The sequence below is a fragment of the Myxococcus eversor genome (genome assembly GCF_010894455.1).
Lineage (GTDB): Bacteria > Myxococcota > Myxococcia > Myxococcales > Myxococcaceae > Myxococcus > Myxococcus eversor.
Genome location: NZ_JAAIXY010000012.1, coordinates 295,470 through 319,124 on the forward strand (window position 1 = coordinate 295,470; position 23,655 = coordinate 319,124).

General features: G+C 67.3%; 21 protein-coding genes. 13 read left to right on the forward strand and 8 right to left on the reverse strand.

Features of this window, described 5'->3' with window-relative positions; genetic code table 11:
- Window position 1: 1 nt before the first annotated feature.
- From G4D83_RS24885 to G4D83_RS24905, 5 genes are all read left to right on the forward strand, one after another.
- Window positions 2-448 carry an AgmX/PglI C-terminal domain-containing protein gene (locus G4D83_RS24885; protein ID WP_163867301.1) on the forward strand — a complete coding sequence of 149 codons (447 nt, stop codon included), beginning with the start codon at window positions 2-4 and terminating at the stop codon, window positions 446-448.
- 10 nt (window positions 449-458) lie between these two features.
- On the forward strand, window positions 459-1,604 hold the full coding sequence (locus G4D83_RS24890) for an acyl-CoA dehydrogenase family protein (RefSeq protein ID WP_163867302.1): 1,146 nt from the start codon (window positions 459-461) through the stop codon (window positions 1,602-1,604).
- A 46-nt stretch (window positions 1,605-1,650) separates the two neighbouring features.
- A complete protein-coding gene (locus tag G4D83_RS24895; protein ID WP_163867303.1) occupies window positions 1,651-2,058 on the forward strand; it encodes a hypothetical protein in 408 nt (135 codons plus the stop codon).
- Window positions 2,059-2,110: 52 nt separating this feature from the next.
- On the forward strand, window positions 2,111-2,707 hold the full coding sequence (locus tag G4D83_RS24900; RefSeq protein ID WP_163867304.1) for a TetR/AcrR family transcriptional regulator: 597 nt from the start codon (window positions 2,111-2,113) through the stop codon (window positions 2,705-2,707).
- Between the two features lie 161 nt (window positions 2,708-2,868).
- Window positions 2,869-3,903 (forward strand): NADP-dependent oxidoreductase, encoded by a 1,035-nt coding sequence (locus tag G4D83_RS24905; protein WP_163867305.1) that lies wholly within the window; start codon window positions 2,869-2,871, stop codon window positions 3,901-3,903.
- Between the two features lie 23 nt (window positions 3,904-3,926).
- Here the strand turns inward: G4D83_RS24905 and G4D83_RS24910 are convergent, their stop codons facing one another.
- Window positions 3,927-4,568 (reverse strand): hypothetical protein, encoded by a 642-nt coding sequence (locus G4D83_RS24910; RefSeq protein WP_163867306.1) that lies wholly within the window; start codon window positions 4,566-4,568, stop codon window positions 3,927-3,929.
- 21 nt (window positions 4,569-4,589) lie between these two features.
- Window positions 4,590-6,788 carry an HNH endonuclease family protein gene (locus G4D83_RS24915; protein WP_163867307.1) on the reverse strand — a complete coding sequence of 733 codons (2,199 nt, stop codon included), beginning with the start codon at window positions 6,786-6,788 and terminating at the stop codon, window positions 4,590-4,592.
- Between the two features lie 690 nt (window positions 6,789-7,478).
- Here G4D83_RS24915 and G4D83_RS24920 point away from each other — a divergent pair.
- On the forward strand, window positions 7,479-9,191 hold the full coding sequence (locus tag G4D83_RS24920) for a 30S ribosomal protein S1 (RefSeq protein WP_141644393.1): 1,713 nt from the start codon (window positions 7,479-7,481) through the stop codon (window positions 9,189-9,191).
- 75 nt (window positions 9,192-9,266) lie between these two features.
- Here G4D83_RS24920 and G4D83_RS24925 read toward each other — a convergent pair whose 3' ends face one another.
- Window positions 9,267-10,124 carry an N-acyl homoserine lactonase family protein gene (locus G4D83_RS24925; RefSeq protein ID WP_163867308.1) on the reverse strand — a complete coding sequence of 286 codons (858 nt, stop codon included), beginning with the start codon at window positions 10,122-10,124 and terminating at the stop codon, window positions 9,267-9,269.
- Between the two features lie 2 nt (window positions 10,125-10,126).
- Window positions 10,127-10,705: a TetR/AcrR family transcriptional regulator gene (locus G4D83_RS24930; protein ID WP_163867309.1), complete on the reverse strand. Its 579-nt coding sequence runs from the start codon at window positions 10,703-10,705 to the stop codon at window positions 10,127-10,129.
- A gap of 266 nt (window positions 10,706-10,971) precedes the next feature.
- Here G4D83_RS24930 and G4D83_RS24935 point away from each other — a divergent pair, with 266 nt between their 5' ends.
- The 6 genes from G4D83_RS24935 (at window position 10,972) to G4D83_RS24960 (ending at window position 16,791) form a co-directional block, all read left to right on the forward strand.
- On the forward strand, window positions 10,972-12,153 hold the full coding sequence (locus tag G4D83_RS24935) for a thiolase family protein (protein WP_163867310.1): 1,182 nt from the start codon (window positions 10,972-10,974) through the stop codon (window positions 12,151-12,153).
- 79 nt (window positions 12,154-12,232) lie between these two features.
- A complete protein-coding gene (locus G4D83_RS24940) occupies window positions 12,233-12,931 on the forward strand; it encodes a CoA transferase subunit A (protein ID WP_163867311.1) in 699 nt (232 codons plus the stop codon).
- 7 nt (window positions 12,932-12,938) lie between these two features.
- On the forward strand, window positions 12,939-13,595 hold the full coding sequence (locus G4D83_RS24945) for a CoA transferase subunit B (protein ID WP_141644398.1): 657 nt from the start codon (window positions 12,939-12,941) through the stop codon (window positions 13,593-13,595).
- A 68-nt stretch (window positions 13,596-13,663) separates the two neighbouring features.
- Complete coding sequence (locus G4D83_RS24950) at window positions 13,664-14,047, forward strand: TIGR02266 family protein (RefSeq protein ID WP_163867312.1); 384 nt, start codon at window positions 13,664-13,666, stop codon at window positions 14,045-14,047.
- Window positions 14,048-14,083: 36 nt separating this feature from the next.
- Window positions 14,084-15,394 carry a class I SAM-dependent RNA methyltransferase gene (locus G4D83_RS24955; protein WP_163867313.1) on the forward strand — a complete coding sequence of 437 codons (1,311 nt, stop codon included), beginning with the start codon at window positions 14,084-14,086 and terminating at the stop codon, window positions 15,392-15,394.
- On the forward strand, window positions 15,394-16,791 hold the full coding sequence (locus G4D83_RS24960; protein WP_163867314.1) for a VWA domain-containing protein: 1,398 nt from the start codon (window positions 15,394-15,396) through the stop codon (window positions 16,789-16,791). Before G4D83_RS24955 ends, G4D83_RS24960 begins: the two co-directional genes overlap by 1 nt.
- Before the next feature lie 103 nt (window positions 16,792-16,894).
- On the opposite strand, the gene G4D83_RS24965 is transcribed toward G4D83_RS24960, so the two are convergent.
- From G4D83_RS24965 to G4D83_RS24980, 4 genes are all read right to left on the reverse strand, one after another.
- Window positions 16,895-17,254, reverse strand: a complete 360-nt coding sequence (locus G4D83_RS24965; RefSeq protein WP_163867315.1) for a DUF1428 domain-containing protein — start codon at window positions 17,252-17,254, stop codon at window positions 16,895-16,897.
- 122 nt (window positions 17,255-17,376) lie between these two features.
- A complete protein-coding gene (locus G4D83_RS24970; protein ID WP_163867316.1) occupies window positions 17,377-18,393 on the reverse strand; it encodes an alcohol dehydrogenase in 1,017 nt (338 codons plus the stop codon).
- A gap of 109 nt (window positions 18,394-18,502) precedes the next feature.
- Entirely contained in the window at window positions 18,503-18,946 is a 444-nt protein-coding gene (locus G4D83_RS24975; RefSeq protein ID WP_163867317.1) for a hypothetical protein, read from the reverse strand.
- Window positions 18,947-19,059: 113 nt separating this feature from the next.
- A complete protein-coding gene (locus tag G4D83_RS24980) occupies window positions 19,060-20,625 on the reverse strand; it encodes a carboxypeptidase-like regulatory domain-containing protein (RefSeq protein ID WP_163867318.1) in 1,566 nt (521 codons plus the stop codon).
- A 306-nt stretch (window positions 20,626-20,931) separates the two neighbouring features.
- Between G4D83_RS24980 and G4D83_RS24985 the strand changes: the two genes are divergently transcribed.
- On the forward strand, window positions 20,932-23,631 hold the full coding sequence (locus G4D83_RS24985) for a phosphodiester glycosidase family protein (protein ID WP_163867319.1): 2,700 nt from the start codon (window positions 20,932-20,934) through the stop codon (window positions 23,629-23,631).
- Window positions 23,632-23,655 lie beyond the last annotated feature (24 nt).

Here is a 23,655-nt window from a genome sequence, read left to right on the forward strand (position 1 = left end):
CATGAAGAGGGCACTGCTTCCCGTTCTGATTCTGGTCTCGACCGCCGCGTTCGCGGAGAGCGTTCCAGCGAAGAAGCCCGAGGGCGGGAAGCCGGCCCCCACCACGAAGGTGCCCGCGAAGAGCGACGCGCCGGACGTGGCCCGCCTGCCGTTCACTCCGGACTCCATCCGCCAGGTCGTCACGTACAACCAGGGGCGGATCCAGGAGTGCTACGAGGACCACATGGCGGAGAAGAACAAGAAGGCGGAGGGCAAGCTGCTCACGTCCTTCACCATCGACGCCAATGGTCTGGTGAAGGGCGCGAAGGTGCGCAAGGGCAGCACGCTGAAGGACCCGAACCTTCATGACTGCGTGGTGGCCGTGTTGTCGTCCATGACGTTCCCCAAGCCTCCGGACGGCGCCGACCACCCCATCGAGTATCCGTTCAACCTCAAGGCCATCGAGTAGGACGACCGACGTGAACCTCGAGCTGACCGAGACGCAGACGCTGATTCGCGAGACGGCCCGCAAGTTCGCGCGGGAGCGCGTGGCGCCGCTCGCCCGCGAACTGGACCGCCAGGAGCGCTTTCCCACCGAAATCTTCAAGGAGCTGGGCGAGCTGGGGCTGCTGGGCGTGAACATCCCGGCGAAGTACGGCGGCTCGGAAGCGGGCGCCGTGTCCTACGCGCTGGCGATGATGGAGATGGCCGCGGCGGATGCGTCCACGTCCGTGGCGATGGCCGTGACGAACATGTGCGCGGAGCTGATCAACGCGTTCGGCACCGAGGCGCAGCGCGAGAAGTACGTGACGCGGCTGACGTCGGGTGAGGCCGTGGCGGGTTCGTTCGCGCTCTCCGAGCCGCACGCGGGCTCCGACCCGGGCGCGCTGATGACGTCCGCGGTCCGCCGTGGCGACTCGTGGGTCATCAACGGCAGCAAGCAGTGGATTACGTCCGGCGCGTACGCGGGCGTGATGGTGGTGTGGGCGCGCACGTCGCCGGCCGGCAACAAGGGCCTGTCGTGCTTCATCGTGGAGGGTGGGACGAAGGGTCTCATCATCGGTCGCCACGAGGACAAGATGGGGCTGCGCTCGTCGAACACCGTCGCGCTGACGTTCGAGGACTGCGTGATTCCGGCGGAGAACCTGCTGGGCTCGGAAGGGCAGGGGTTCCGGCTGGCGATGGTCGCGCTGGATGGCGGGCGCATCGGCATCGCCTCGCAGGCGTGTGGCGTGGCTCGCGCGGCGCTGGAGGCCACCGTGTCCTATGTGAAGGACCGCAAGGCGTTCGGTCAGGCGATTGGCGAGTTCCAGGGGCCGCGCTTCATGATTGCCGACATGAAGACGCAGATCGACGCGGCGGAGCTGCTGACGCTGCGCGCGGCGTACATGAAGGACCAGAAGCAGCCGTTCACCCGCGAGGCGTCGATGGCGAAGCTGTTCGCCAGCGAGACGAGCAATCGCGTCTGTGACAAGGCCGTGCAGCTTCACGGTGGCTACGGCTACATCGACGAGTTCCCGGTGGAGCGGTACTTCCGCGACGCGCGCGTGCAGACCATCTACGAGGGCACCAGCGAGGTGCAGCGGATGGTGATTGCCCGCGAGAGCTTCAAACTGCTGGGCTGAGGCGAGGCTTCGTTCTTCCGCTTCGCGGCCAGGGAGGAGTGGACCCATGGGGCTGAAGCGGAAGGGACGTTACTCGTACGGCGACTCGCGCGCGGACCTCAGGACCTTCCTGGCGGGCTACAGCGAGAAGAACAAGTACCCCATCGCGCGGATGGAAGACCTGCGGTGCCCCTGTGGCTCCGAGGTGCTGGAGTTGTTGCTCGATGATGACGAGGGCGCGGCCGTCCAGACGTGCCCGACGTGCCAGCATCAGATTCCCGTGGGGGACAGCGCCGAGTACCTCGACGACGCGGAGCTGGGGGAATGCGAGTGCCCTTGTGGGGGAACTCGCTTCGAGCTCACCGTGGGGTCCGCGTTCTACGAAGGCAGCACGGACGTCCGCTGGTTCTATGTGGGATGCCGGTGTCCTTCGTGTGGGCTCGTGGGCTGCTACGGGGATTGGAAGACTCCCTGAACTTGCCACGAATCGACTAGACGACCGGTCTACTGGTCGTTAGCAAAGGGCCATGAGCGTGAGCGCGGCCCCCCAGCAGGATGCCCGTCGGCACATCATCGATGCGGCCCATCCGTTGTTCGCGAGCAAGGGCTTCACCGCGGTGGGCCTGGCGGAGGTGCTGGCGGCGGCGAAGGTCCCGAAGGGCTCGTTCTATTACTACTTCGACTCGAAGGAGGCCTTCGGCGAGGCGGTGCTGGAGACGTACTTCGCGGACTACCTGGCGAGGATGGAGGTGTTGCTGGCGGTGCCGGGCACGTCCGCGCAGCGCCTGCTGGGGTACTTCCAGGACTGGCTTGCCTCTCAGCTCGACGAAGAGGCCCGGGGCCGATGTCTCGTGGTGAAGCTCGGCGCGGAGGTCTGTGACTTGTCCGGGAGCATGCGCGCGGCGCTGGAGCGCGGGACTCAGGGCATCATCGACAGACTGTCGCGCTGTCTTGATGCAGGGAGGGAGGACGGTTCGCTGACGGCTCCGCTGGACACGCGGGCGGTCGCAATCACTCTCTACCAGTCCTGGCTGGGCGCGGGGCTGCTGGCCAAGATTTCCCGCGACCGCACGCCGCTGGACACGGCCATGGTTGGTACACGGCGGTTGCTGGGACTCGCATAACGCGTCCGCGTCGAAGACGCGTCTTCGCTTCGTCACCTTCTTTTTCGTCGGCCGAGCTGCTCGCGGTGGCACACCGTGAGTGGCTCGTGCGCGCTCGCTCACGGCTTGCCGGGACAGGGTGCGCTGAACGTTTTCTCGCCACACCCCTGGAGTCAGCACCCATGCCTCAAAGCGATACCCGCAATCGTCGTGTCGTCCTCGCCGCGCGTCCTCACGGCATGCCGACATCGCGGGACTTCCGTCTCGAAGAAGCCGACGTCCCCGCTCCGGGGGAAGGACAGGTGCTGCTGCGCACCCTGTACCTGTCGCTGGACCCGTACATGCGCCCGATGATGAACGATGTCCCCCCGGCGTATGCCGCGTCGTCGGTGCGGGTCGGTGAACCCATGGTGGGCGGCACGGTCGACCGGGTCGTCTCCTCCAGGCATCCGCGCTTCCAGGTCGGGGACCTGGTGCTGGGCAACTCCGGCTGGCAGGACTACGCGTTGTCGGATGGGCAGGACCTGGTCCCGCTCGGTGAGATGAAGCAGCCGTCACTGGCCCTGGGCGTGCTCGGCATGCCCGCGTTCACCGCCCACGTGGGCTTGCTGGACATTGGCGAGCCCAAGCCAGGAGAGACGGTGGTCGTCGCCGCGGCGACGGGGGCCGTGGGGGCGGTGGTGGGGCAGATCGCCAGATTGAAGGGCGCGAGGGTGGTGGGCATCGCCGGGGGCACGGACAAGTGCCGTTACGCCGTCGAGGAGCTGGGCTTCGACGTGTGCCTCGACCGCCGCGAGCCGAGGCTGGCCGAGCGACTCGCCGCCGCCTGCCCGCGCGGCATCGACGTCTACTTCGAGAACGTCGGTGGTGAGGTGTTCGAGGCGGTGGTGCCGTTGCTCAATCACTGGGCTCGCGTGCCGCTGTGCGGGACCATCTCCAGCTACAACGGCGACACGTCACCGGGCCCGAATCGGTTGCCGCAGGTGCTGGCGGTGTTGCAGCAGAAGCGCATCCGCATGCAGGGCCTCATCATCCTCGACCACTACGGTGACCGCTACGACGCCTTCCGTCGCGACATGGACGCGTGGGTCGCCGACGGCCGCGTGAAGCTGCGAGAGGACCGCGTCGATGGGCTGGAGAACGCGCCGGCGGCGCTCATCCGCATGTTGGAGGGCGGCAACTTCGGCAAGCTCGTGGTGCGCGTCTCCGACGTCTGACGCGCCGTGGGCCCCTTGTCACCCTAATGCCCATACACCCGCTGGAGCGCGGACCTCAGCGAATCATCGATGCCCGTCCCCGAGGGCAATTGCTGGTCCGCCCGGAACTTCTGGAGCGCCGCCTGCGTCGGTCCATCCAGCTCGCCGCTCACCTCATCCACGGGATAGCCCACGTTCTTCAGTCGCCCCTGGACACCGCTCACCGTGTCCAGCGGGTGCAGGTGCCGCAATGAGATGGGGATGAGGCGCGACGCGAAGCCCTCTCCAATCCGAAGCATCCCCGTCGCCGCCGTGGGCGACACCGAGTGCACGATGCTCCCGTCCGCACCGCTGCGTCCCTTCAGGATGACCCCGTCCACCTCCAGCGCATAGGGCGTGTCCTTCAACACCTCGCTCCCCACGCGCAGCACCAGGTGCAGCTTGGAGGGAATGCCCTTGCGCACAAAGGTGTGCTTTCGCCCCGTGAGGACCTGCTTCATCCGCTGGCGCAGCGCCGGAACGAAGACCTCGTCTCCTGGCAGGAGCGTGTGAGGATTCCCACGCAGCTCGCGCAGCGCCTGATTGCGAGGGTGCTCCCACAATGTCTGCCAGATGTGCCCGTGCTCGGACGCGATGCTCTCCACCGAATCACCCGCCTCGGCGACCCGGACCTTGTCTTCCGCCATGTCCATCCACCTCGCGCGGGGTCAGAAGCCCAGCTTCTGTTTGAAGGGGCCCTTCACGAGGACCGACGTCGCCTTGTTGAAGCTGCGCCAGGCCTGCTTGGCGTCGATGATCTGCTTCAGCGTCATCTGCTCGATTTCGTCGTCATCCTCGTCGTAGAAGTGGACCTTGAGCCCGTGGTCCTCCTCGGGAATCCCCAGGTACCAGCCCGCGGACTTCTCCAACTCCTCGTCGCCCTTGAGGTAGACCAGCCCGCGCTCGTCCGCGTTCACCTGGTGCGGACCGACGTGGTACATGATGGCGTCGCTCATCTCCCAGCTCTCGTCCGGTGTGTCCGCGTACACGGGCTGCTGCCGCATCAGCGCCGTGTACTGGGCAAGCCACGCGTCCACGGCGAGGCCTACGTTCATCGGGTTGACCTGCTGCTGGGACACCTGGGCCTTGACCCGGGTCACCTCGCGGCCCCACGTCTCCCACGCGTCGATGGCGAGCGAGCTGAACTCGGCGGAGGGCCTGCGCGAATCGTCCAGCGCCGCCCGGGCCGCCGCGCTCTCCGACTGCTCGACGAGGAAGGCCCAGAACACGCCGCGCAGGTGGCGCAGGTGGGACACGCGCTGGAGCACCAGCTCCGGCCGGTTGAGCCCCAGTATCTGGATGGTGCGGACTCCCCGCAGCGCCACCGGCGGCGCCTGGTGCACCACCTGGAACATCTCGTGCCCGTTGCCCGTCACCACGAACGACTTGTTCGTCGGGTGGACCTTCACCTCGTACCGCCCCTGCATGGACGGAATCGCCTTGGGCTCGCTCCAGGCGAACTCGTCCGCGTCCTGCCGGCCCTTGCGCGTGTCCAGGAACCAGCGCAGCAAGTCGTAGGGATAGGCCTCGCCCGTCCACACGTTGAAGCGCACCGCCAGCCGGGGGTCCTCGAGGCCCGGGTCGATGAGCACGGAGCGCTCCTCGGACACCTTGCGGGTCGCGGTGGAGCGCACCTCCACGAGCTGGTCATTCAGCAGGACGGGGAACTTGTTCCCCTTGTGGATCTGATTGCAGACCTGGCACGAGTAGTAGAGGTTCTCCCAGGCGTAGGCCTCCCAGAAATACCCATCCAGGTTGAAGCCATATCCCTGCTCGTAGCCCGCCTTGGGGCGGAAGTGCTCCACGTCCCCGTGCGCCAGGTACTTCACCTTGGACTCGCAGAAGGCGCACTTGCCGTGGTGCGAGTTGAGCAGCGCCTCCTTGATGCCGTGTCCGGAGTAGTAGTCGCTGCTGAAGATCTCCGACTTGAAGCCGATGAGCGGCCGGGTGACGGTCTTCCAGGCACCCGCCATCTTCTCGTCGATGAGGTCCCCCATGAGGCGCACCGACAACGCGTAGTAGGCGAGCGCGCCACGCACGGGCTCGGGCGCCGTCGCCATGGCGCGAAGGTCCGCGTCCCCCATGTCCCGGGGAGGGTGCTTGCCCTTCTTGAGGTAGCCGGCGTGGAAGTCGAAGGCGAAGCCCCACAAGGCCCCCTCGGCGGGAAGGCCGTCCGGCGTGCCGCACATCCACGCCAGCGACGTGTACTTGCGCAAGGCCTCCGAAGTCCGGCAGCGCTCCCGGAAGTCGGCCACCTGCGCCTGGTGGGCCGCGACGGCCCCTACCTTGAAATCCAGGGACATCGAGTTCAACGCCGGAGGGAAGGTCCACCCCGCGAGCTCCTGTGGCGCGAACCAGGGCAGCTCCAGCGCGTTGATGGCGGGCGCGCTCAGCCAGGGACGCCCGGAGGTCAGCACGGACTGCTGGTAGAGCGGGCGGATGACGCCGAGGAGCTGGTGGCGGGCCTCCGGTGACATGCCGGACAGCTTCGCGTCCCAGACCTTCCGGGCCTCCAGCGCCACGGCATGGAAGCCGTCCAGGTACGCGCCGAAGCGCGCCCTCCAGTCTCCCTGGAGCTGATGGAGCACCTGCTCGTCGAGGAGCCGCTCGTTCATCACCTCCACCAACTCTTCGCCGAACTTCACCAGCCCCAGCTTGCCCAGCAGGCGCTGCTTCTGGGCCTTCGTGGGTCGAGGGCCGAGCAGCTCTTCGACGATGGCCTCCTTGTCGAAGGCGACGGGCCCCTTGCCCGTCCTGGCCCGGTACTGGCCCTCCAGCTGCGCGTAGATGTCCCGGAGCTCCTGGGTGATTTCCGCGCACTTCTCCCGGGCGCCTCCGGGCGCACCGCCCTTGTCGATCCGAATCATGAAGTCGCGTCCTGGCCGATGAGAGGTGGGCTGACGGGGACGGCCCCAGTGCAGCGCTCATGCCCGGAAGGGTGGGGGACTGGCTCCAGAGGACAGCGCCCCTGGCCATGTGGGTGATTCGCGTCCCTCGCGGACGCACGGGCGTGCGCGCTCGACGCGGCCAATGCCTTGCTCAGGGAATCCCAGACAGGAAGGGAAGGAAGAGGCCCGCGGCCGCCGACATGTGGGAACAGTCCACCCCCCCGGGCGCACCTCCCCCATGACTCATGCCGGGCACTGGACTCGTGGACCTCGACCCACGAGCGGAACGCGGCCGCACGATGTGGGTCGCATTTCAGTGGATTTTTCGAGTAGGTTGTCGCGCTCGCTGGCCGAACAGGCGAAGCGGACGCTCGCGGGGTCCTCTGAAGCGGGAGGGCTGCGAAGGTGGGCGAGCGTTCTTAGAAAGATGGGTGCGGATGGCTATCCCGGGTCTTGACAGTTCCGGGTGATCGCATCCACCGAACAGCACATGGGGCACGTGCTCGCTTGACTACCGGAATAACCGGTGTCTAGGGTGCGCGGCTTCATTCAGCACCATTCAAAAGTCCCCAGAGGTGGGGACGTCCGCGGACTCTCGTTGCGCCCCGCATGGGCCCGCGTTCCTCAAATCAGGGGGCAGCTGTGCCGTATCAAAGGACTTCCATTTCCATGCAGCAGAACGTGAACCAGCAGGTCGAGACTGACGCCGGGGAAGAAAACTTCGCGGCGATGTTCGAAGAGTCGCTCAAGCAGCGCGGTGGCGACGGCATCCTGAAGGAAGGGGAGATCGTCAAGGGCACCGTGGTGCAGGTGACGAAGGACTTCGCGATCGTCGACATCGGCTACAAGTCCGAGGGTCAGGTCCCGATCTCCGAGTTCACCAATCCTCGCGGAGAGGTCTCCGTCAAGGCGGGCGACCCCGTTGAGGTCCTCCTGGAGAGCCGCGAGAACGACACCGGCATGGTCGTCCTCTCCAAGGAGAAGGCCGACAAGATGCGCATCTGGGACGAGATCAGCGCCGCCTGTGAGCGCGATGAGATCGTCAAGGGCACCATCGTGGGTCGCGTGAAGGGAGGCCTCTCCGTCGACATCGGCGTGAAGGCGTTCCTGCCCGGCAGCCAGGTGGATATCCGGCCCGTGCGCAACCTTGACCAGTACATCTCGAAGGAATTCGAGTTCAAGGTCATCAAGTTCAACAAGAAGCGCGGCAACATCGTCCTGTCGCGCCGGGTCCTCCTCGAGAAGCAGCGCGAGGAGATGAAGAAGGAGACCCTCAAGAACCTGAAGGAGGGTGCGGTCCTCAAGGGTGTCGTCAAGAACCTCACGGACTACGGCGCCTTCATCGACCTGGGCGGCATCGACGGCCTGCTCCACATCACGGACATGTCCTGGGGCCGCATCGGTCACCCCAGCGAGATGTTCAATGTGGGCGACGAGGTCCGCGTCGTTGTCCTCAAGTTCGACCCGACGCAGGAGCGCGTCAGCCTGGGCCTGAAGCAGATCCAGGAGGACCCGTGGCACCGCGCCGACGAGAAGTACCCGGTCGGCACCCGCGTCAAGGGCAAGGTCGTGTCGATCACCGACTACGGCGCGTTCATCGAGATCGAGCAGGGCGTCGAGGGTCTCGTCCACGTGTCCGAGATGTCCTGGACCAAGCGCCTCAAGCACCCGTCCAAGATCCTGGAGGTCGGCCAGGAGGTGGAGGCCGTCGTCCTGGATATCGATCCCAAGGCCAAGCGCATCGCGCTGGGCATGAAGCAGATCGAGCAGAACCCCTGGACGCTGCTCGAGGACAAGTACCCGATCGGCTCCGTCATCAAGGGTCAGATCCGCAACGTCACCGACTTCGGCGTGTTCGTCGGCGTCGAGGAGGGCGTGGACGGCCTGGTGCACGTGTCCGATATCTCCTGGACCCAGCGCATCAAGCACCCGGGCGAGATGTTCAAGAAGGGCGACGAGGTCGAGGCGGTGGTCCTCAACATCGACGTCGAGAACGAGCGGTTCAGCCTGGGCATCAAGCAGCTCCAGCCGGACCCCTGGGAGACGCTGTCCGAGCGCCTGCCTGTCGGCAGCCGCGTGAAGGGCAAGGTCACCAAGGTCACCGACTTCGGCGCGTTCGTGGAGATCGAGCCGGGCATCGAGGGTCTCGTCCACGTCTCCGAGCTGAAGGAGGAGCGTGTCGAGAACCCGCGTGACGTGGTGCAGGAGGCGCAGGATGTCGAGGTGAAGATCATCGACATCAACACGCCGGACCGGAAGGTCGCCCTGTCCATGAAGGCGCTGATCGGCGAAGGCGACGACTACCGCGAGTACCTCCGCAAGCAGGCGGAAGGCTCCAAGGCGCGCCTCGGCGACGTGATGGGCAAGCTGACGAAGAAGTAGTCTTCGCTCAGCATCGCCTCACGGCGTGACGGCCGGGTTCCCGAAAGGGGGCCCGGCCGTTGCCGTTCCAGACGCCTACTCCAGGTAGCCAGGGAACGAGGGCAGCGCGCGGAAGTCCTCGGGCGCGTGCTGGACGATGAAGCGGCCCTTGGCGTCCTTCACCAGCGTCTCCACATGGTCGATGGATGAGAGGGTTTGCTCGCGGCTGGTGTTGAAGCCAGGCACGACATGGCGCTCCCAGTTCTCTCGCGTGTGGCAGAGGTCCCCCGACAGGACGACGGTCCCCGTCCGAGGGAGGTTCACCTGCAGCGACTGGTGGCCCGGCGTATGTCCCGGCGTGGAGAGGATTCGCACGCTGCCGTCGCCGAAGACGTCGCGATCTCCATCGAGCGGCTCCACCTTCGCCTCGCGCCACGTGGAGAACTTCGTCGGGTCCACGCCCGGCGGCGCGGGCGTCGCGGTGGCCCACGCCAGCTCCTTGCGCTGGAGCAGCCACGTGGAGCCGGTGAAGGCATTGGCGTTGCCGGCATGGTCCGCGTGCAGATGGGAGAAGCCCACGTAGCGCACGTCCGAGGGCTTCAGGCCCAGTCGGGCGAGCTGCGCGTGCAGCGTCTTCTGGACGTGGACGCGAAAGCCCACCGCATCCGTCACGCCGTCCGGGCTCCGGGAGATGACGTCATCCAGCCCGGTGTCCCAGAGCAGCGCGCCCTGGGGATGGCGGATGAGGAAGCAGGGGACGGACATCTCTCCCTTCTGGCCATTGGGATGACTCCCGTCCGTGAAGAACCCCATGTCGTGGATGTCGATGCGTCCGCAATCCAGCGCGTAGAGGCGCAGCGCTGGAGGCGAGGAGGGATTGGACGTCGTCGCCTGGTGCGCGCAGCCACCGGCGAAGGACAGCAGGGAGAGGAGGAGGGCGGGCGAGACGCGCATGACTAGAAGGACCTCATGAGGGCATCGACGATGCGGGTGAGACGGGTGGTGTCCTCCGCCGTCTTTCCGAGCACGCGGAGGCCGGTGAGGTTGTTGAGGAGGAAGCTCGCGAGCTCTCTCGCGTCACGCGCGGCGTCGACCTCGCCGGTGCGCTGGCCCTCCTCGAGGAGCGACAGGAAGGCGGCTTCGGTCTGCTCGAACATCCGCGCCGCGAGCCGGGCCGCGCCCGCGTCGCGTCCCGCCAGTTCAATCGCGGTGTTGATGGCCAGACATCCCCGGCGCTCGGGGTCCGCGACGTCAATCTCGATGACCGCGAGGAACAGGGCCCGCAGGCGCGCCTTGATGGGGCCGGGCCGCGTCAGGAACGCGAGCAGCTTGGGCGCCTCGTGCGTGTGGTAGTGGCGCAGCACGCACTCGAAGAGGCCCTGCTTGCTCTCGAACGCGTTGTAGAGGCTGCCCCGACCCAGCCCCATCCGCTCCCCCAGCTCCTGGGGAGACGCCGCCGCGTAGCCCTTCTCCCAGAAGACCTCCATCGCCTTCGCCACCGCCGCCTCGGCCTGGAACTTCCTCGGACGTGCCATGCCCGGGGTGTTAGGTCGTTTTGTACCTCAAGGTCAAATACGGGCCACGAGCGTGGCGCGAGCGACCGACTGGTCGGGTGGTGGGTGTCCGGAAGGAGGAGGAACTTCGCGCGGTTGGGGGCGGTTTCGCGGTGCGTCGCGAGCAGTGGACGCTCATGTCCGGACGGCGAGCGAGGACGCTTGAACTCCGGGGAACGCCCGGTGATAAGGGCCACCGCCGCTGTTATCGAAGGACATCCGTACATCCTCAAGAGGAGGCAGTTTTCATGGCTCGTGACGTCGTCATCGTGGGCGCGGCCCGTACCCCTATCGGCGCCTTTCAGGGAGCGCTCGCCAAGCTGACGGCGCCGCAGCTGGGCGCGGTGGCCATCAAGGCCGCGCTGGAGCGCGCGGGCGTGAAGCCCGAGAGTGTCCAGGAAGTCATCATGGGCTGTGTGCTCCAGGCGGGTGTCGGCCAGGCGCCTGCCCGTCAGGCCACCATCTTCGCCGGCCTCCCCGAGGGAGTTCCCGCCACCACGCTGAACAAGGTCTGTGGCTCCGGCCTCAAGGCCGTCATCGCGGGCGCGCAGGCCATTGCCCTGGGTGAGGCGGACGTCGTCGTCGCCGGCGGCATGGAGTCCATGAGCAACTCGCCCTACGTGAGCCACACGATGCGCGGTGGCGCTCGCATGGGCAACGTGGAGTTCAAGGACGCGATGATCCTCGACGGTCTCTGGGACGTGTATGGCAACGTCCACATGGGCCTGTGCGCCGAGGAGTGCGCCACGTCGCAGGGCATCAGCCGCGCGCAGCAGGACGAGTTCGCGCTGGAGTCCACCCGCCGCGCGATTCACGCCCAGAAGGAAGGCCTGTTCGCCGCCGAGATCGTCCCCGTGCAGATCCCCGGCAAGAAGCCGGACGAGGTGACGACGGTCTCCGAGGACGAGGGCCCGCGCAACGCCAAGCCGGACAAGATTCCGGGCCTCAAGCCGGTGTTCAAGAAGGACGGCACGGTGACGGCCGCCAACGCGTCCTCCATCAACGACGGCGCCGCGGCGCTGGTGCTGATGAGCGAGGAGAAGGCGAAGGCCGAGGGCCGCACGATTCTGGGCCGCATCACCGGTTACGCGCAGGCCGCGCGCAAGCCGGTGGAGTTCACGATTGCCCCGGCGGACGCCATCAACACGCTCCTGAAGAAGAAGGGCGTGAGCGTGGCGGACGTGGACCTGTGGGAGATCAACGAGGCGTTCGCGGTGGTGTCGCTCGCGAACAACAAGATCCTCGGGTTGGATCCGGCGAAGGTGAACGTGCGCGGTGGCGGGGTGGTGCTCGGTCACCCCATCGGCGCTTCCGGTGCGCGCGTGCTGGTGACGCTGCTGCAGACGATGAAGGACCAGGACAAGAAGCGGGGCGTCGCGTCGCTGTGCATCGGCGGCGGCGAGGGCATCGCGCTGATGGTGGAGCGGTAGTCAACCCTCTCCCCGCGGGGAGAGGGACGGGGTGGGGGCCTTGGTGGCCTTCACCCCGTTTCCGTTATCGGGAGGGCGAATGAACAAGGTCTACGCGAGCGCGGACGAGGCGGTCGCCGACATCCCGGATGGCTGCACGCTGATGAGCGGCGGCTTCGGGTTGTGTGGCAATCCTGAGAATCTCATCGAGGCGCTTCACCGCAAGGGCGTGAAGAACCTCACCATCATCTCCAACAACTGCGGCACCACCGAGCTCGGCCTGGGCATCCTGCTCCAGAACAAGCAGGTCAAGCGGATGGTGTCGAGCTACGTGGGAGAGAACAAGGAGTTCGAGCGGCAGTACCTCTCCGGCGAGCTGGAGGTGGAGCTGAACCCGCAGGGAACCCTGGCCGAGCGCATCCGCGCGGGCGGCTGCGGCATCGGTGGCTTCTTCACGCCCACGGGCGCGGGGACGCAGGTGGCCGAGGGCAAGGAGTCGCGCATCATCGACGGCCGGCTGCACGTCCTGGAGACGCCGTTGAAGGCGGACTTCGCCATCATCCACGCGGCGAAGGCGGACACCCACGGCAACCTCATCTTCAACAAGACGGCGCGCAACTTCTCCCCGATGATGTGCATGGCGGCCAAGGTCACCATCGTCGAGGCGGAGGAGATTGTTCAGCCCGGCGAGTTGGACCCGGACCAGGTGCACCTCCCGAGCATCTTCGTGAAGCGCATCGTCCAGGCGAAGAACCTCCAGAAGTGGATTGAGCGGCGCACCGTCCGCAAGACGGCCTGAGGACCCCATGCCACTGACTCGTGAACAACTCGCGAAGCGCATCGCCCTGGAGCTGCGGGACGGCTTCTATGTGAACCTGGGCATCGGCATCCCCACGCTGGTCCCCAACTACATCCCCGAGGGGGTGGAGGTGGTGCTCCAGTCGGAGAACGGCCTGCTGGGCATCGGGCCGTATCCCGAGGCGGGCAAGGAAGACCCGGACCTCATCAACGCGGGCAAGGAGACGGTGACGACGGTGAAGGGCGCCGCGTTCTTCGACTCGGCCCTGTCGTTCGGGATGATTCGGGGCGGCCACATCGACATGGCCGTGCTGGGCGCCATGGAGGTCTCCGAAGAGGGGGACCTGGCCAACTGGATGATTCCCGGGAAGATGGTCAAGGGCATGGGAGGCGCCATGGACCTGGCCGTGGGGGCCAAGCGCATCTACGTGGCCATGGAGCACGCGAACAAGGAGGGTCAGCCGAAGATCCTCAAGAAGTGCTCGCTGCCCCTGACGGGCCTGAAGTGCGTGCACCACATCGTCACGGACCATGCGTTCCTGGACGTGACGCCGGAGGGGCTCGTCCTGCGGGAGCTGGCCCCGGGCGTGACGGTGGAGCTGGTCCAGAAGCTCACCGAGCCGAAGCTGAAAATCGCGCCGGACGTGCGCGAGATGAAAGTCTGAGCGCTCAAGGCTAAGGTGCGCCGCTGGGGGAGGGTGGTATGGACGACTTCCCCGGCGGAGCCCCTTTCATGGCCGACACCTCGGAGAAGTTGAACCCCATCGACCACCGCGCGCCGCGAGTCGAATACGAGCTGCCGGTGGCCTACCGCAGCGTGGCCGGCTTCGTGACGGACTGGGCCGTCAACCTTTCCAAGGGCGGCCTCTACATCAACACCGACAAGCCCCTGCCGGTGGACACGGTGGTGAAGCTGCTGGTGACACTGCCGGGAGCGCACTTCCCGGTGGAGCTGAAGGGCCGGGTGACGCGCACCAACGCGCTCGGCGCCGCCCCCTCGCAGTTGCCGGGGATGGCGGTGGAGTTCCTGGACGTTGACGAAGACAAGCGGTCGCGCATCGGGGAGTTCGTGGAGCGGTTGCGCTCGGAGCTCCCGTCGGAAGCGACCCGGAAGTAACGGCGGCCCGCGCGGGCGCCCCCACCGAGCGCCTGCATGCTGCCCCTCCCTGAGACTCCCGTTTCACTGACGATCGACCGCCTCGGCCAGCTTGGCGAAGGCGTGGCTTCCTGGCAGGGGCGCACCGTCTTCATCCCTGGCGCCTTCCCCGGCGACACCGTGCGCGTCCACCTGGAGTCCCAGGGGCGGGTGCTGCGCGGCCTGTTGCGTGAGGTGGTCTCCCCCGGGCCGGACCGCCGCGTGGCCCCGTGTTCCCTGGCCGGCGAGTGCGGCGGCTGTGACTGGCTGGGCCTGGCCGAGTCCGCGCAGCGGAGCGCGAAGCAGGAGATCGTCCTCTCCACCCTGGAGCACCTGGGCCACCTGAGGCGCGAGGACTTCACCGTCCGGCCGCTCCTGGTGGCGCCTCGGGACTGGGGCTATCGCCGACGCACGGTGCTGCATCCGGCGGGGAAGGGAGCGCTGGGCTACTTCAGCCGGCGCAGCCACGAGCGGCTCGCGGTGTCCGAGTGCGGTGCCCTCACGCCCGTGCTGACGGCGCTGCCGGGGAAGCTGGCGCCGCTGCTCAAGCCCTTGGCGAAGGACACCGAGGAGGTGCTCCTGCTCGCGGAGGGGGACAAGGCCGCGTTCGCGGTGAACCTGACGGGGCAGGTGACGGCGCGGCACGTGGAGGCCGCGGAGGCCGCCGTGCGGGCGCTGCGACTGGAGGGCGCGGTGCTGGTGCCGAAGGAGGGCTCGCCCCGGGTGCTGGGCAAGCCGGCGCTGCGCTCGTACTCGCCGCTGCGACCGGAGGTGCCGCTGTACCTGCGGCCGGATTCGTTCGCGCAGGCGCACGCGGAGGCCAACGTGGGGCTCGTCACTTCGGCCATCTTCGAGCTGGCGGCGCGGGACGAGGACTCCGTGCTGGAGCTGTACTCGGGCAACGGCAACTTCACCTTCCCGCTGGCGGCTGGAGCCGCGTCGGTGCTGGGCGTAGAGTCGTCCCCGGTGGGCGTGGAACTGGCTCTGCGCAGTGCTCGCGAGGCGGGCGTGGGCAACGTGCGCTTCGTGCAGGGGGATGCGCGCAAGGTGTGCGACGGGCTGGCGTCCGAGAGCCGGCGCTTCGACGTGTGCCTGGCGGACCCGCCGCGCGCGGGGGCTCCGGGCCTGGCGAAGTGGATGGTGGCACTGGGCATCCGCCGGGTGGTGTACGTGGCGTGTGACCCGGCCTCGCTCGCGCGCGACGCGGCGGGGTTGGTGGAGGCGGGCTACAAGCCGCAGGCGCTCCAGGTGGTGGACATGTTCCCCCAGACGCACCACGTGGAGGCCGTGATGTCCTTCGAGCGGCCGGGCACGGGGAAGGGAAGCTGATGGACGCGCGCATCGTCGAGTTCGCCGAGGTGCTCCGACAGAACGGCGTGCGCGTGAGCACCTCCGAGGTGCAGGACGCACTGCGGGCCACCGCCGAGGTGGGGCTGGTGGACCGGGCCCTGTTCCGCGCGGTGATGCGGACGACGCTGGTGAAGCGCGAACTGGACGTGGACACGTTCAACCGCGCTTTCGACTTCTTCTTCTCCGGCGCGGCGGCGACGTTCGAGGCCATCGACAAGTCCCTGGCCGCGCAGCTCCAGGAAGAGGGCTACCTGGAGGGGGACACGCTGAAGATGGTCATCTACCAGATGAACCTCCTGCTGCCGGAGATGTCTCCGCTCGCGCAGGCGGTGCTGGAGGGAGACCGGGCGCGGCTGGCGCAGATCTTCCGGATGGCCTCGCTCCAGTTGGATTTGTCGAAGCTGGAGAGTCCGCTCCAGGCGGGCTTCTTCGCGCGGCGCATGCTGGCGGGCGCGGGTATGGAGCGGGCGCGCTCCGACATGAAGTCGCTGGAGGACGAGCTGCACGCGCGCGGCCTGTCTCCCGAGGGCGTGGAGATTGTGTCCCGCCATGTCGCCGCGGCGATGCGGAAGATTGAAGACGCCGCGCGCCAGGAGGTGAAGCGTCAGGCGGAGGCTCGCATCCGGCGTCGCACCGACACGGTGCAGGACAAGCCGCTGCACCTGCTCACCCAGGCGGAGGTGGACCAGATGCAGTCCGCCGTGCGCACGCTGGCGGAGAAGCTGCGCAGTCGACTGATTCGTCGGCAGCGCTCGCACCGCAAGGGGGCGCTCAATGTCCGCCGCACGCTGCGCAAGAACATGACATGGGGTGGGGTGCCCATGCTGCCCCAGTTCCGGCGCCGCCGGCCGGAGCGCCCGGAGCTGGTGGTGCTGTGTGATGTGTCGGACTCCGTCCGCAACGCGGCGCGGATGATGTTGCTGTTCATGCACACGATGCAGTCGCTGTTCGTGCGGGTGCGCTCGTTCGTCTTCGTGTCCGACGTGGGCGAGGTGACGCAGTACTTCAAGGACCTCGACGTGGACGAGGCCATCGACATGGCGACGGCGGGGAAGACGGTGTCCCTGAGCGCCAACTCGAACTATGGCCGCGCGCTGGCGGACTTCACCCGGGACCACCTGGGCAGCATCACCCGGCGCACCACCGTCATGATCATCGGGGACGGGCGCAACAACTACAACGCCAACAACGTCTGGGCGCTGAAGGACTTGCGCCGCAAGGCGAAGCGCGTGCTGTGGATCTGCCCCGAGGAGCGCGGCAACTGGGGCATCGGTGACAGCGAGATGCTCACTTACGAGAAGCACTGTCACCAGGCCGTGGTCGTGACGTCCATCTCCGACCTGGCTCGCATCGCGGACCAGCTCGTTCCGGCTTGAGCCTCTTGCGGATAGGACGAGCCCTTCGCGTACACGAAGGTGAAGCCGCCGAGGCCGGCAGCTTCACCCCTGGAATACGCCGTATTGGACCCGCGCCAGCGAGCTACTTGTCCAGCATCACCACCGGCGCGAAGCCGCCGTAGATCATCCGCGCGCCGTCGAAGGGCATCGGGTTCTCCTCGGGGCTCATGCGTGGGTCCTTCATCATCTTCTCCATGCCAGCGTCGCGCGCGGCCTTGTCGGGCCATTCAATCCACGAGAAGACCACCGTCTCATCATCCTTGGCCTGCACGGCCCTGCGGAAGTCGGTGAGCTTGCCGCTCGGCACGTCGTCTCCCCAGCACTCGATCACTCGGAGGGCACCGCACTCGATGAAGACGGGGTCGCCCTTGCGGGCATGTGCGATGAACTTCTCCTTGTTCGCGGTCGGCACGGCGATGACGAAACCATCGATGTAGGACATGGGATGCTCCTCTGGGAATGAGAGGACGCCGGCAGGGCGCCTTCAAGAGCGCGACGATTGGGCGGTGCGGGGATCGACACGAAGCGATTGCCTGGCGGACCTCCGAGGGGCGAGTGCACCGCTCATCGCATCTTGAGCACCACTCTGAAGCGGGCGTGGTTGCTCATCATTCGCTCGTAGGCCTCGCCAGCGCGCTCCATGGGAAACACCTCATTCTGGGAGCGCACGCCCGTGAGCGCGCTGAAGTCCATGGTGTCCTGCGAGTCCTGGGGAATGCCGCTGGGCCAGCCCTGGACGCGCTGGCGCTTCATGATGAGCTGAAGGCTGGTGACGGGGATGGGCTCCGAGCCCGCGCCCAGGAGCAGCAGGACGCCGTCGCGACCCAGGCCGCCAATCATGTCCGCCGCGAGGCTGCTGCTCGACGCGGTCATCATGATGACACGCGCGCCGCCCATCGCTTGGAGTGCCTTGCCCACGGGTCCCTTCTCCGTGTCGATGTAGTCGTGGGCGCCCAGCTCCGTGGCCAGCTTCTGCTTGTCCGCCCCTCGCGAGATGGCCACGGTGCGGTAGCCCAGCTTGCGCGAGAACTGGATGGCCAGGTGTCCCAGGCCACCAATACCTTGCACCGCCACCAGCGAGCCCGGCTTCGCGCCCATGTTCCGCAGCGAGTTGAACGTCGTCACGCCCGCGCACAAGAGCGGCGCGGCGTCCTCGGACTTCATGCCGTCCGGGACGCGGGCCAGCGCTTCCTGCGGCGCCAGCATGTATTCGGCATAGCCACCGTCGTAGCTGATGCCGCAGATCTGCTGGAACTCACAGGTGACGAAGTCGCCCACACGGCACGCGGAGCACTGGCCACAGTGACCTCCGTGCCAGCCCACACCGACGTGTTGTCCTGCCTTCCAGGCCGTCACCCCGGGACCCACCTTGTCGATGCGGCCCACCACCTCATGGCCGGGCACCCGCGGGTACTGCAGGGGCATCCACCCCTCCTTGACGATGGCATCGCTGTGGCAGACGCCACATGCGTCCACGGCGATGAGCACCTGTCCGGGGCCGGGCTCGGGTACGTCCCGCTCCACGACCTCGAGCGGCCCCTTCGACTGCTTCACCTGCACCGCCTTCATCTTCCTGGCCATCGCGCCTGCCTCCATCGGTGTGAAGAACGCGAGTGAATATAGGCAGGCCCCAGAGTGAAGACGACAGTCCCGTTGGAATGGACCGGCGTCCGCGGCAGGACGTTCCCGTTCAACGGGCCGTCGCGGTGACCACCCCCTCGAGCCTCGTCCTGGCCCCCAGGAGGACACTGCCCTGCGCGAACATCCCCGCCAACTCCATCACGAGGAACGCGATGAGCACCTGCGTCGCCCCCTGCGAGAGCGCCAGGATCATCCACAAGGCGACCACCGCACGGCCCAGCGTGTCCACGATGCCGTGGAACACCGTCGGCTGGATGATGCGGACCCCCGCCCACAGCACCGCGAGGACGCCGAAGAGGGAGGTGAAGAACAGCGGCATGGGCGCGAACGACGGCATGGGCTCACCGCCCAGCGCCAGTGCCTGATGCACCTGACGCATCAGCGAAAGCACCGCGTCCGCTGTCCACGGTGTCGCGAACGGAAGGGTAACGACCAGGTCATACACCGCACTGCCACGGACGATACGACGAAGCAGGGGAGCGTCAGGGTTCATCCCTGGAACACTAGAGGTGATCTCAGAATTGCCTCAAGAGGATGGACCCAAGGTGGAGCACGCAGAGAAAGTCTTCGCCTCGCGGGTGACCCGACGCGAGGGCTTCGCGCGCGTCAGGGGGGCTGGGCCAGCGTGTCCGCCTTGAGGTGCCCCAGGTCCGTGCGAGCCCCGGCCTCGATGACGAAGGGGCGCTTGTCGAGCTTTCCCTCCATCGTCAGGAAGTGCTCTCCCGGCAGAAGGCCCGCCACGATGAAGCGCCCGTCCCACTCCCGGAAGGACATGGGGTGGAAGTGCCAGTCGTCGACGATCACGATCGGGCCCACGATATACGGCCCCTCGAGGGTGACGTCGACGCCGCCGACGACGGCGCCGGTGTTCTCCAGGCGGATGTCCGCGACCACCCTCTGGCCCTCGGTGGCCGTGACGGTGACTTTGCCGGCGCGGCCGTCCTCGAGCCACGCATGGAGGGTCTGCGTCCCCATGACGGGATTCACCACGAAGGCCGAACCCTCGAAGCGGATCTGGCTGTAATGGCGAGGACTTTGACTGCGGTTTCTCCAGTGCTCGGTGGGCTTCATCACGGAGATGCGTGCCCCCTTCGCGGGCGTGCCGTCCGGCATGAGGACATGGCCCGCCAGCTCGAAGTAGTGCGGCACCGGAGGATGGGGTGGCACGATATCGGGCCCGTGGATGTTCGAGTCATACGGAAGCTCGATGGACAGCGGGACTCCGGCGGTCAGCTCCACCTTCTTCCCGCCGTGGAGGGTCGTCCAACCGTGGACGCCGCTCAAGCTCGCGACGTGGCTTCCCGCCTCGACGTTGCCAGTCCAAGTGCCATCGTCCTGCCGCCGCAACTGCACGGTGACGGAGACGGCTTCGATGACATCCACGTTTTGGGACTTCTTGAACCGGGACCAGCGGCGATTGTGGCTGCGCAAGGGTTGGACTGTCACGGTGGAGAAGCCCGCGAGCTGGATGTCCAGCCGAGCCTCTTCTCCCGCCTTGACCTCGAGGTCGCGACTCACACCTTGCCCCTCGGGAACGAAGGGATGGATGTAGACGAGGCCTGGCGAAACGCCATCCAGGCGGTAGTGGCCTTGAGCGTCGGTGATGGCCTGGGTGGGCATCCACTTATCGACCGAGCGTTCGCCCTTGGCCATCAAGCGCACCCCCTGGGCGGGCGTCCCATCCTGGTTTCGTACCTGTCCGGTGATGGTGGCGCCGGGAGGCAGCGCCAGGTGGGCGGTGATGGTTCCTCCGGCGACGAGGCCCACGTCTGCTTCGCAGTCCTCGCCATGCCCCGCGCCACGCGCGCAGAGGTGGAAGTGGCCGGGGAGGGCGGTGGGGAACCGGGCCAGGCCCTGCTCATCCGTGAGCGCGGACTCCAAGGGATTGGCCAGGTCGACGGGCTCGCGAATGATGGCGACCATGGCTCCCGCGAGCGGCCGCTGGTCCTGGGCGGAGACGACGCGGACCTCGGCGAGTCCCGTCCCATCTCGCGTGGGCGGCGTCAACGGTGGACGCGGCTCGGGCGCGGAGGGGCGTTGGATGGAGACGGGCGCGAGCACCGCCGGAGGAGGCGGATGGATTCGCGCCGTCAACTCCTGGCGCAGCAGCACGGCGACTCCAAGGGCCGTCACGACTCCCACGGTCGCGATCCAGCCAGCCTTTGCACGCATGATGTGGACCTCCCATGCTCCTCGGACCCGCGCGGCCTGGGCCAGACAGATGAGACTACCATTCCCGGGGCCGTTCTGGGCACGGCCGCCGGGGTCTTCCCCGCGGTCGATGCGTCCTCCGCCGTGAGGCAGGCGGGATGACGGCGCCCGCTCGGGCCGGGTGAAAACAGACACAGGTCTGCCTCATGTCTCAAGTTGTTTACATGTGACACGGGCTCGGCCCATGCTGGCGGAGTCGCTCTCGGCCCTGGTCTGGCCGGCCCTCCGGACCGTTTCCACCCACCACCGTTCATCAGGAGCTCCCGCATGCGCTCGCGCATCCCGGGGTGGTGGCCACGTTCCGCGTGGCCCTGCCTCTTCCTCGTCGTGACTTCGTTGCTCGCCACTCCGGTCCAGGCGCAGCAGCCGTTCTTCTCCAACCTGCTGGTGAACCCGGACGCCGAGACAGGGGACCTGAGCGGGTGGACGATTACCGCCAGCGGTGGCGCGGGATGGACGGTGTCGGGCGCCCCAGGCGACTTCGTCTTCCGCACGTCGTACCTCTGGGACAGCCGCGAGCAGGTGGTGGACCTGTACACGAAGGGCTTCACCGCCGAGACGATGGCCACCGCGCCCCTCATCACCCTCCGCGAGGAGTTCCGCCACGTGTACTGCCCGGACACCTACGGCATCCGGGTGGAGCTGTTGGACGCGGACTGGAACGTGGTGACGTTCTGGGACTCCGGCGTGAGGACCACGACGGGGCCGTGCGTGCCGGGCCTGGGCGAGGCGAACGTCGTGTCCCATACCTTCCGCGACTACGGCCCCAGCGTGCGCTACGTGCGCTGGTCCGATGGCGGCAAGGACAGCGAGTTCTGGGGCGGCCACTATGGCGTGGCGATGGACAACGCGTCCCTGCGCGTCTTCGACGACAACCACGCCGCCTGGTTCACCAACCTGCTGGAGAACGGCGGCGCGGAGGCCGGAGACCTGAGCGGCTGGCAGGTGGACGGCAATGGCGGCGCCGGTTGGCTCGCGGTGGATGACCCCGTGCAGGACTACTTCATCACCTCATACGTCTGGAACACGCGCCACCAGCTGGTGGACCTGTGGGCCCACGGCTTCGACCCGGAGACGCTCGCGAAGCAGCCCCTCATCCGCGTCTCCGAACGCTTCACCCAGGCGTACTGCCCCGACACCTTCTTCCTCAAGGCGCAGGTGCTCGATGAGAACATGGCCGTCCTCGCCTCGTATGACTCCGGCGTGAGGACCCTGACGGGCCCGTGCACCTGGGGCCCCCACGACTGGGTGACGCTCTCCCACGTCTTCGCGGACTATGGCCCGCGCGCCCGCTATGTGCGCTTCGAGGACGGCGGCAAGGACCTGGAGTACTGGGGCGGCCACTACGGCGCCATCCTCGACGACGCCGCCGTGGTCGTCTTCGGCGACAACCGCCTGGTGAACCCCGGCATGCAGACCGGAGACCTCACGGGCTGGCAGCTCGCGGTGGCGGGCTCGGCCTCGGTGACGGCGGCCGCGCGAGACGGCATCGCCGGCAACCTCGCCCTCCTGGCGACGGGCACCGAGGCGCGGCGCACGCAGGTGGTGGACCTGCTGGCGCAAGAAGTCGCCGAGGAGGCGCTCGACTCCGCGCGGACCATTCACGCCACCGGGTTGTACAAGCCTTCTGATTGCGTGACGCCATTCTCCCTCAAGGTGACGCTGCTGGATGATGCCCAGGTGGTGCTGGCCACGTGGGACTCGGGGCCCCAGTGGGCCGCGTGTGTTTCGGGTGTGCCTGACTGGGAGGTGCTGTCCCATGCTTTCTCAGCGGGATTCGAGGGGGTCCGCTATGTGCGCTGGGAGGACGGCGGCGGGACGGGGACGCTGATGGATGGCGCGTTCCTGGGGCTCCAGGACACCAGCGAGGGCGCGCCCCACCAGAGCCCCTCCCGGCGCTCGACGAGCGCCTCCTTCTGCGGCGGCGAGGAGCAGGAGCCCTGCTACTCCAGCGTCTGGGACGCGAACTGCGACCCGGACATCTCCAATAGCTGTCTGGTCGAGAGACTCGTCTGCAACGACGGGTTGGAGGTCGTCTACCAGGGGCGGCAGATGCCGCGCTGCGTGCCCATCGCCATCAACTGCTGCACGCCGGTGTCCTTCAGCGACAGGCACCAGGGCGAAGCCCTCATCACCCAGGGGTATTCGGCCAGGGTGAACCTGTCGCGGGTGCAGCCGGTCGTCCCCGCCGCCGACGCCGCCTGGTGCCCTCCTGGCTACCCGAGCATCTACAGGTCCGTGGGGTACAACGACCCGGAGGTGATGACGGAGACGGGCATGATGAGCACTGGCAGTTGGATGGACCAGCATCCAGACATCCAGTTGATGATCAACGCCAACTTCTTCAACCTCTCCGAGGGTTACCTCCCGTACGTGGACCTGTGCACGAAGGCCTTCGGCCTGTCCATCAGCGACGGGGTGGTCGCCTCTCCCTCGGGGAGCTTGTTCGGCAAGGCGCTCGCGACGCTGGTGTTCTATTCAACCAGCGAGGCCCGGCAGCGCAACCGGCCCGCGGAGATACGCACGGACCTCACGGGCGGAGACGCGAGCCGGTTCCGCCAGGCCGTCTCGGGGTTCCAAATCGTCAAGGACAAGAAATACATCCGCCCGCCCTCCGACATCACCCCGGAGTGTGGACGCCCCAGGACCATCGTGGGCTTGAACGACACGGGCAAGATGCTGTTCATCGCGGTCGTCAACCCGGGCCGGGACTTCATGGACGACAGCCCCGGCGGATGCGTGCGGGACGGAACGAACGGGGCCTCCACCTTCGCGATGGCCAGCTACCTGTACTCCCTGGGCGCGCGGGACATCCTCCTGCTGGACGGAGGCGGCTCCTCCCAACTGGTCTACTCCCCGGATGACGCGCCCCAGCAGCACGTCTCCACGTTGCCGAGCGACGGGCGGAGCGAGGCCCCGGGACTCAAGTTCTTCCGCCCCGTGCCCACCTTCCTCGGATTCAAGTAGGGCCCGGCACCGCGCCGCGCCCCC

Excerpts from the sequence above, each read along its gene's own strand:
- G4D83_RS24945 (WP_141644398.1), top strand. The coding sequence starts at position 12,939 with ATGCCACTGACTCGTGAACAACTCGCGAAGCGCATCGCCCTGGAGCTG.
- G4D83_RS24885 (WP_163867301.1), top strand. The coding sequence starts at position 2 with ATGAAGAGGGCACTGCTTCCCGTTCTGATTCTGGTCTCGACCGCCGCG.
- G4D83_RS24970 (WP_163867316.1), bottom strand. The coding sequence starts at position 18,393 with ATGGCCAGGAAGATGAAGGCGGTGCAGGTGAAGCAGTCGAAGGGGCCG.
- G4D83_RS24940 (WP_163867311.1), top strand. The coding sequence starts at position 12,233 with ATGAACAAGGTCTACGCGAGCGCGGACGAGGCGGTCGCCGACATCCCG.
- G4D83_RS24925 (WP_163867308.1), bottom strand. The coding sequence starts at position 10,124 with ATGCGCGTCTCGCCCGCCCTCCTCCTCTCCCTGCTGTCCTTCGCCGGT.
- G4D83_RS24930 (WP_163867309.1), bottom strand. The coding sequence starts at position 10,705 with ATGGCACGTCCGAGGAAGTTCCAGGCCGAGGCGGCGGTGGCGAAGGCG.
- G4D83_RS24960 (WP_163867314.1), top strand. The coding sequence starts at position 15,394 with ATGGACGCGCGCATCGTCGAGTTCGCCGAGGTGCTCCGACAGAACGGC.
- G4D83_RS24900 (WP_163867304.1), top strand. The coding sequence starts at position 2,111 with ATGAGCGTGAGCGCGGCCCCCCAGCAGGATGCCCGTCGGCACATCATC.
- G4D83_RS24895 (WP_163867303.1), top strand. The coding sequence starts at position 1,651 with ATGGGGCTGAAGCGGAAGGGACGTTACTCGTACGGCGACTCGCGCGCG.
- G4D83_RS24935 (WP_163867310.1), top strand. The coding sequence starts at position 10,972 with ATGGCTCGTGACGTCGTCATCGTGGGCGCGGCCCGTACCCCTATCGGC.
- G4D83_RS24965 (WP_163867315.1), bottom strand. The coding sequence starts at position 17,254 with ATGTCCTACATCGATGGTTTCGTCATCGCCGTGCCGACCGCGAACAAG.
- G4D83_RS24920 (WP_141644393.1), top strand. The coding sequence starts at position 7,479 with ATGCAGCAGAACGTGAACCAGCAGGTCGAGACTGACGCCGGGGAAGAA.
- G4D83_RS24975 (WP_163867317.1), bottom strand. The coding sequence starts at position 18,946 with ATGAACCCTGACGCTCCCCTGCTTCGTCGTATCGTCCGTGGCAGTGCG.
- G4D83_RS24980 (WP_163867318.1), bottom strand. The coding sequence starts at position 20,625 with ATGCGTGCAAAGGCTGGCTGGATCGCGACCGTGGGAGTCGTGACGGCC.
- G4D83_RS24955 (WP_163867313.1), top strand. The coding sequence starts at position 14,084 with ATGCTGCCCCTCCCTGAGACTCCCGTTTCACTGACGATCGACCGCCTC.
- G4D83_RS24910 (WP_163867306.1), bottom strand. The coding sequence starts at position 4,568 with ATGGCGGAAGACAAGGTCCGGGTCGCCGAGGCGGGTGATTCGGTGGAG.
- G4D83_RS24905 (WP_163867305.1), top strand. The coding sequence starts at position 2,869 with ATGCCTCAAAGCGATACCCGCAATCGTCGTGTCGTCCTCGCCGCGCGT.
- G4D83_RS24985 (WP_163867319.1), top strand. The coding sequence starts at position 20,932 with ATGCGCTCGCGCATCCCGGGGTGGTGGCCACGTTCCGCGTGGCCCTGC.
- G4D83_RS24950 (WP_163867312.1), top strand. The coding sequence starts at position 13,664 with ATGGCCGACACCTCGGAGAAGTTGAACCCCATCGACCACCGCGCGCCG.
- G4D83_RS24915 (WP_163867307.1), bottom strand. The coding sequence starts at position 6,788 with ATGATTCGGATCGACAAGGGCGGTGCGCCCGGAGGCGCCCGGGAGAAG.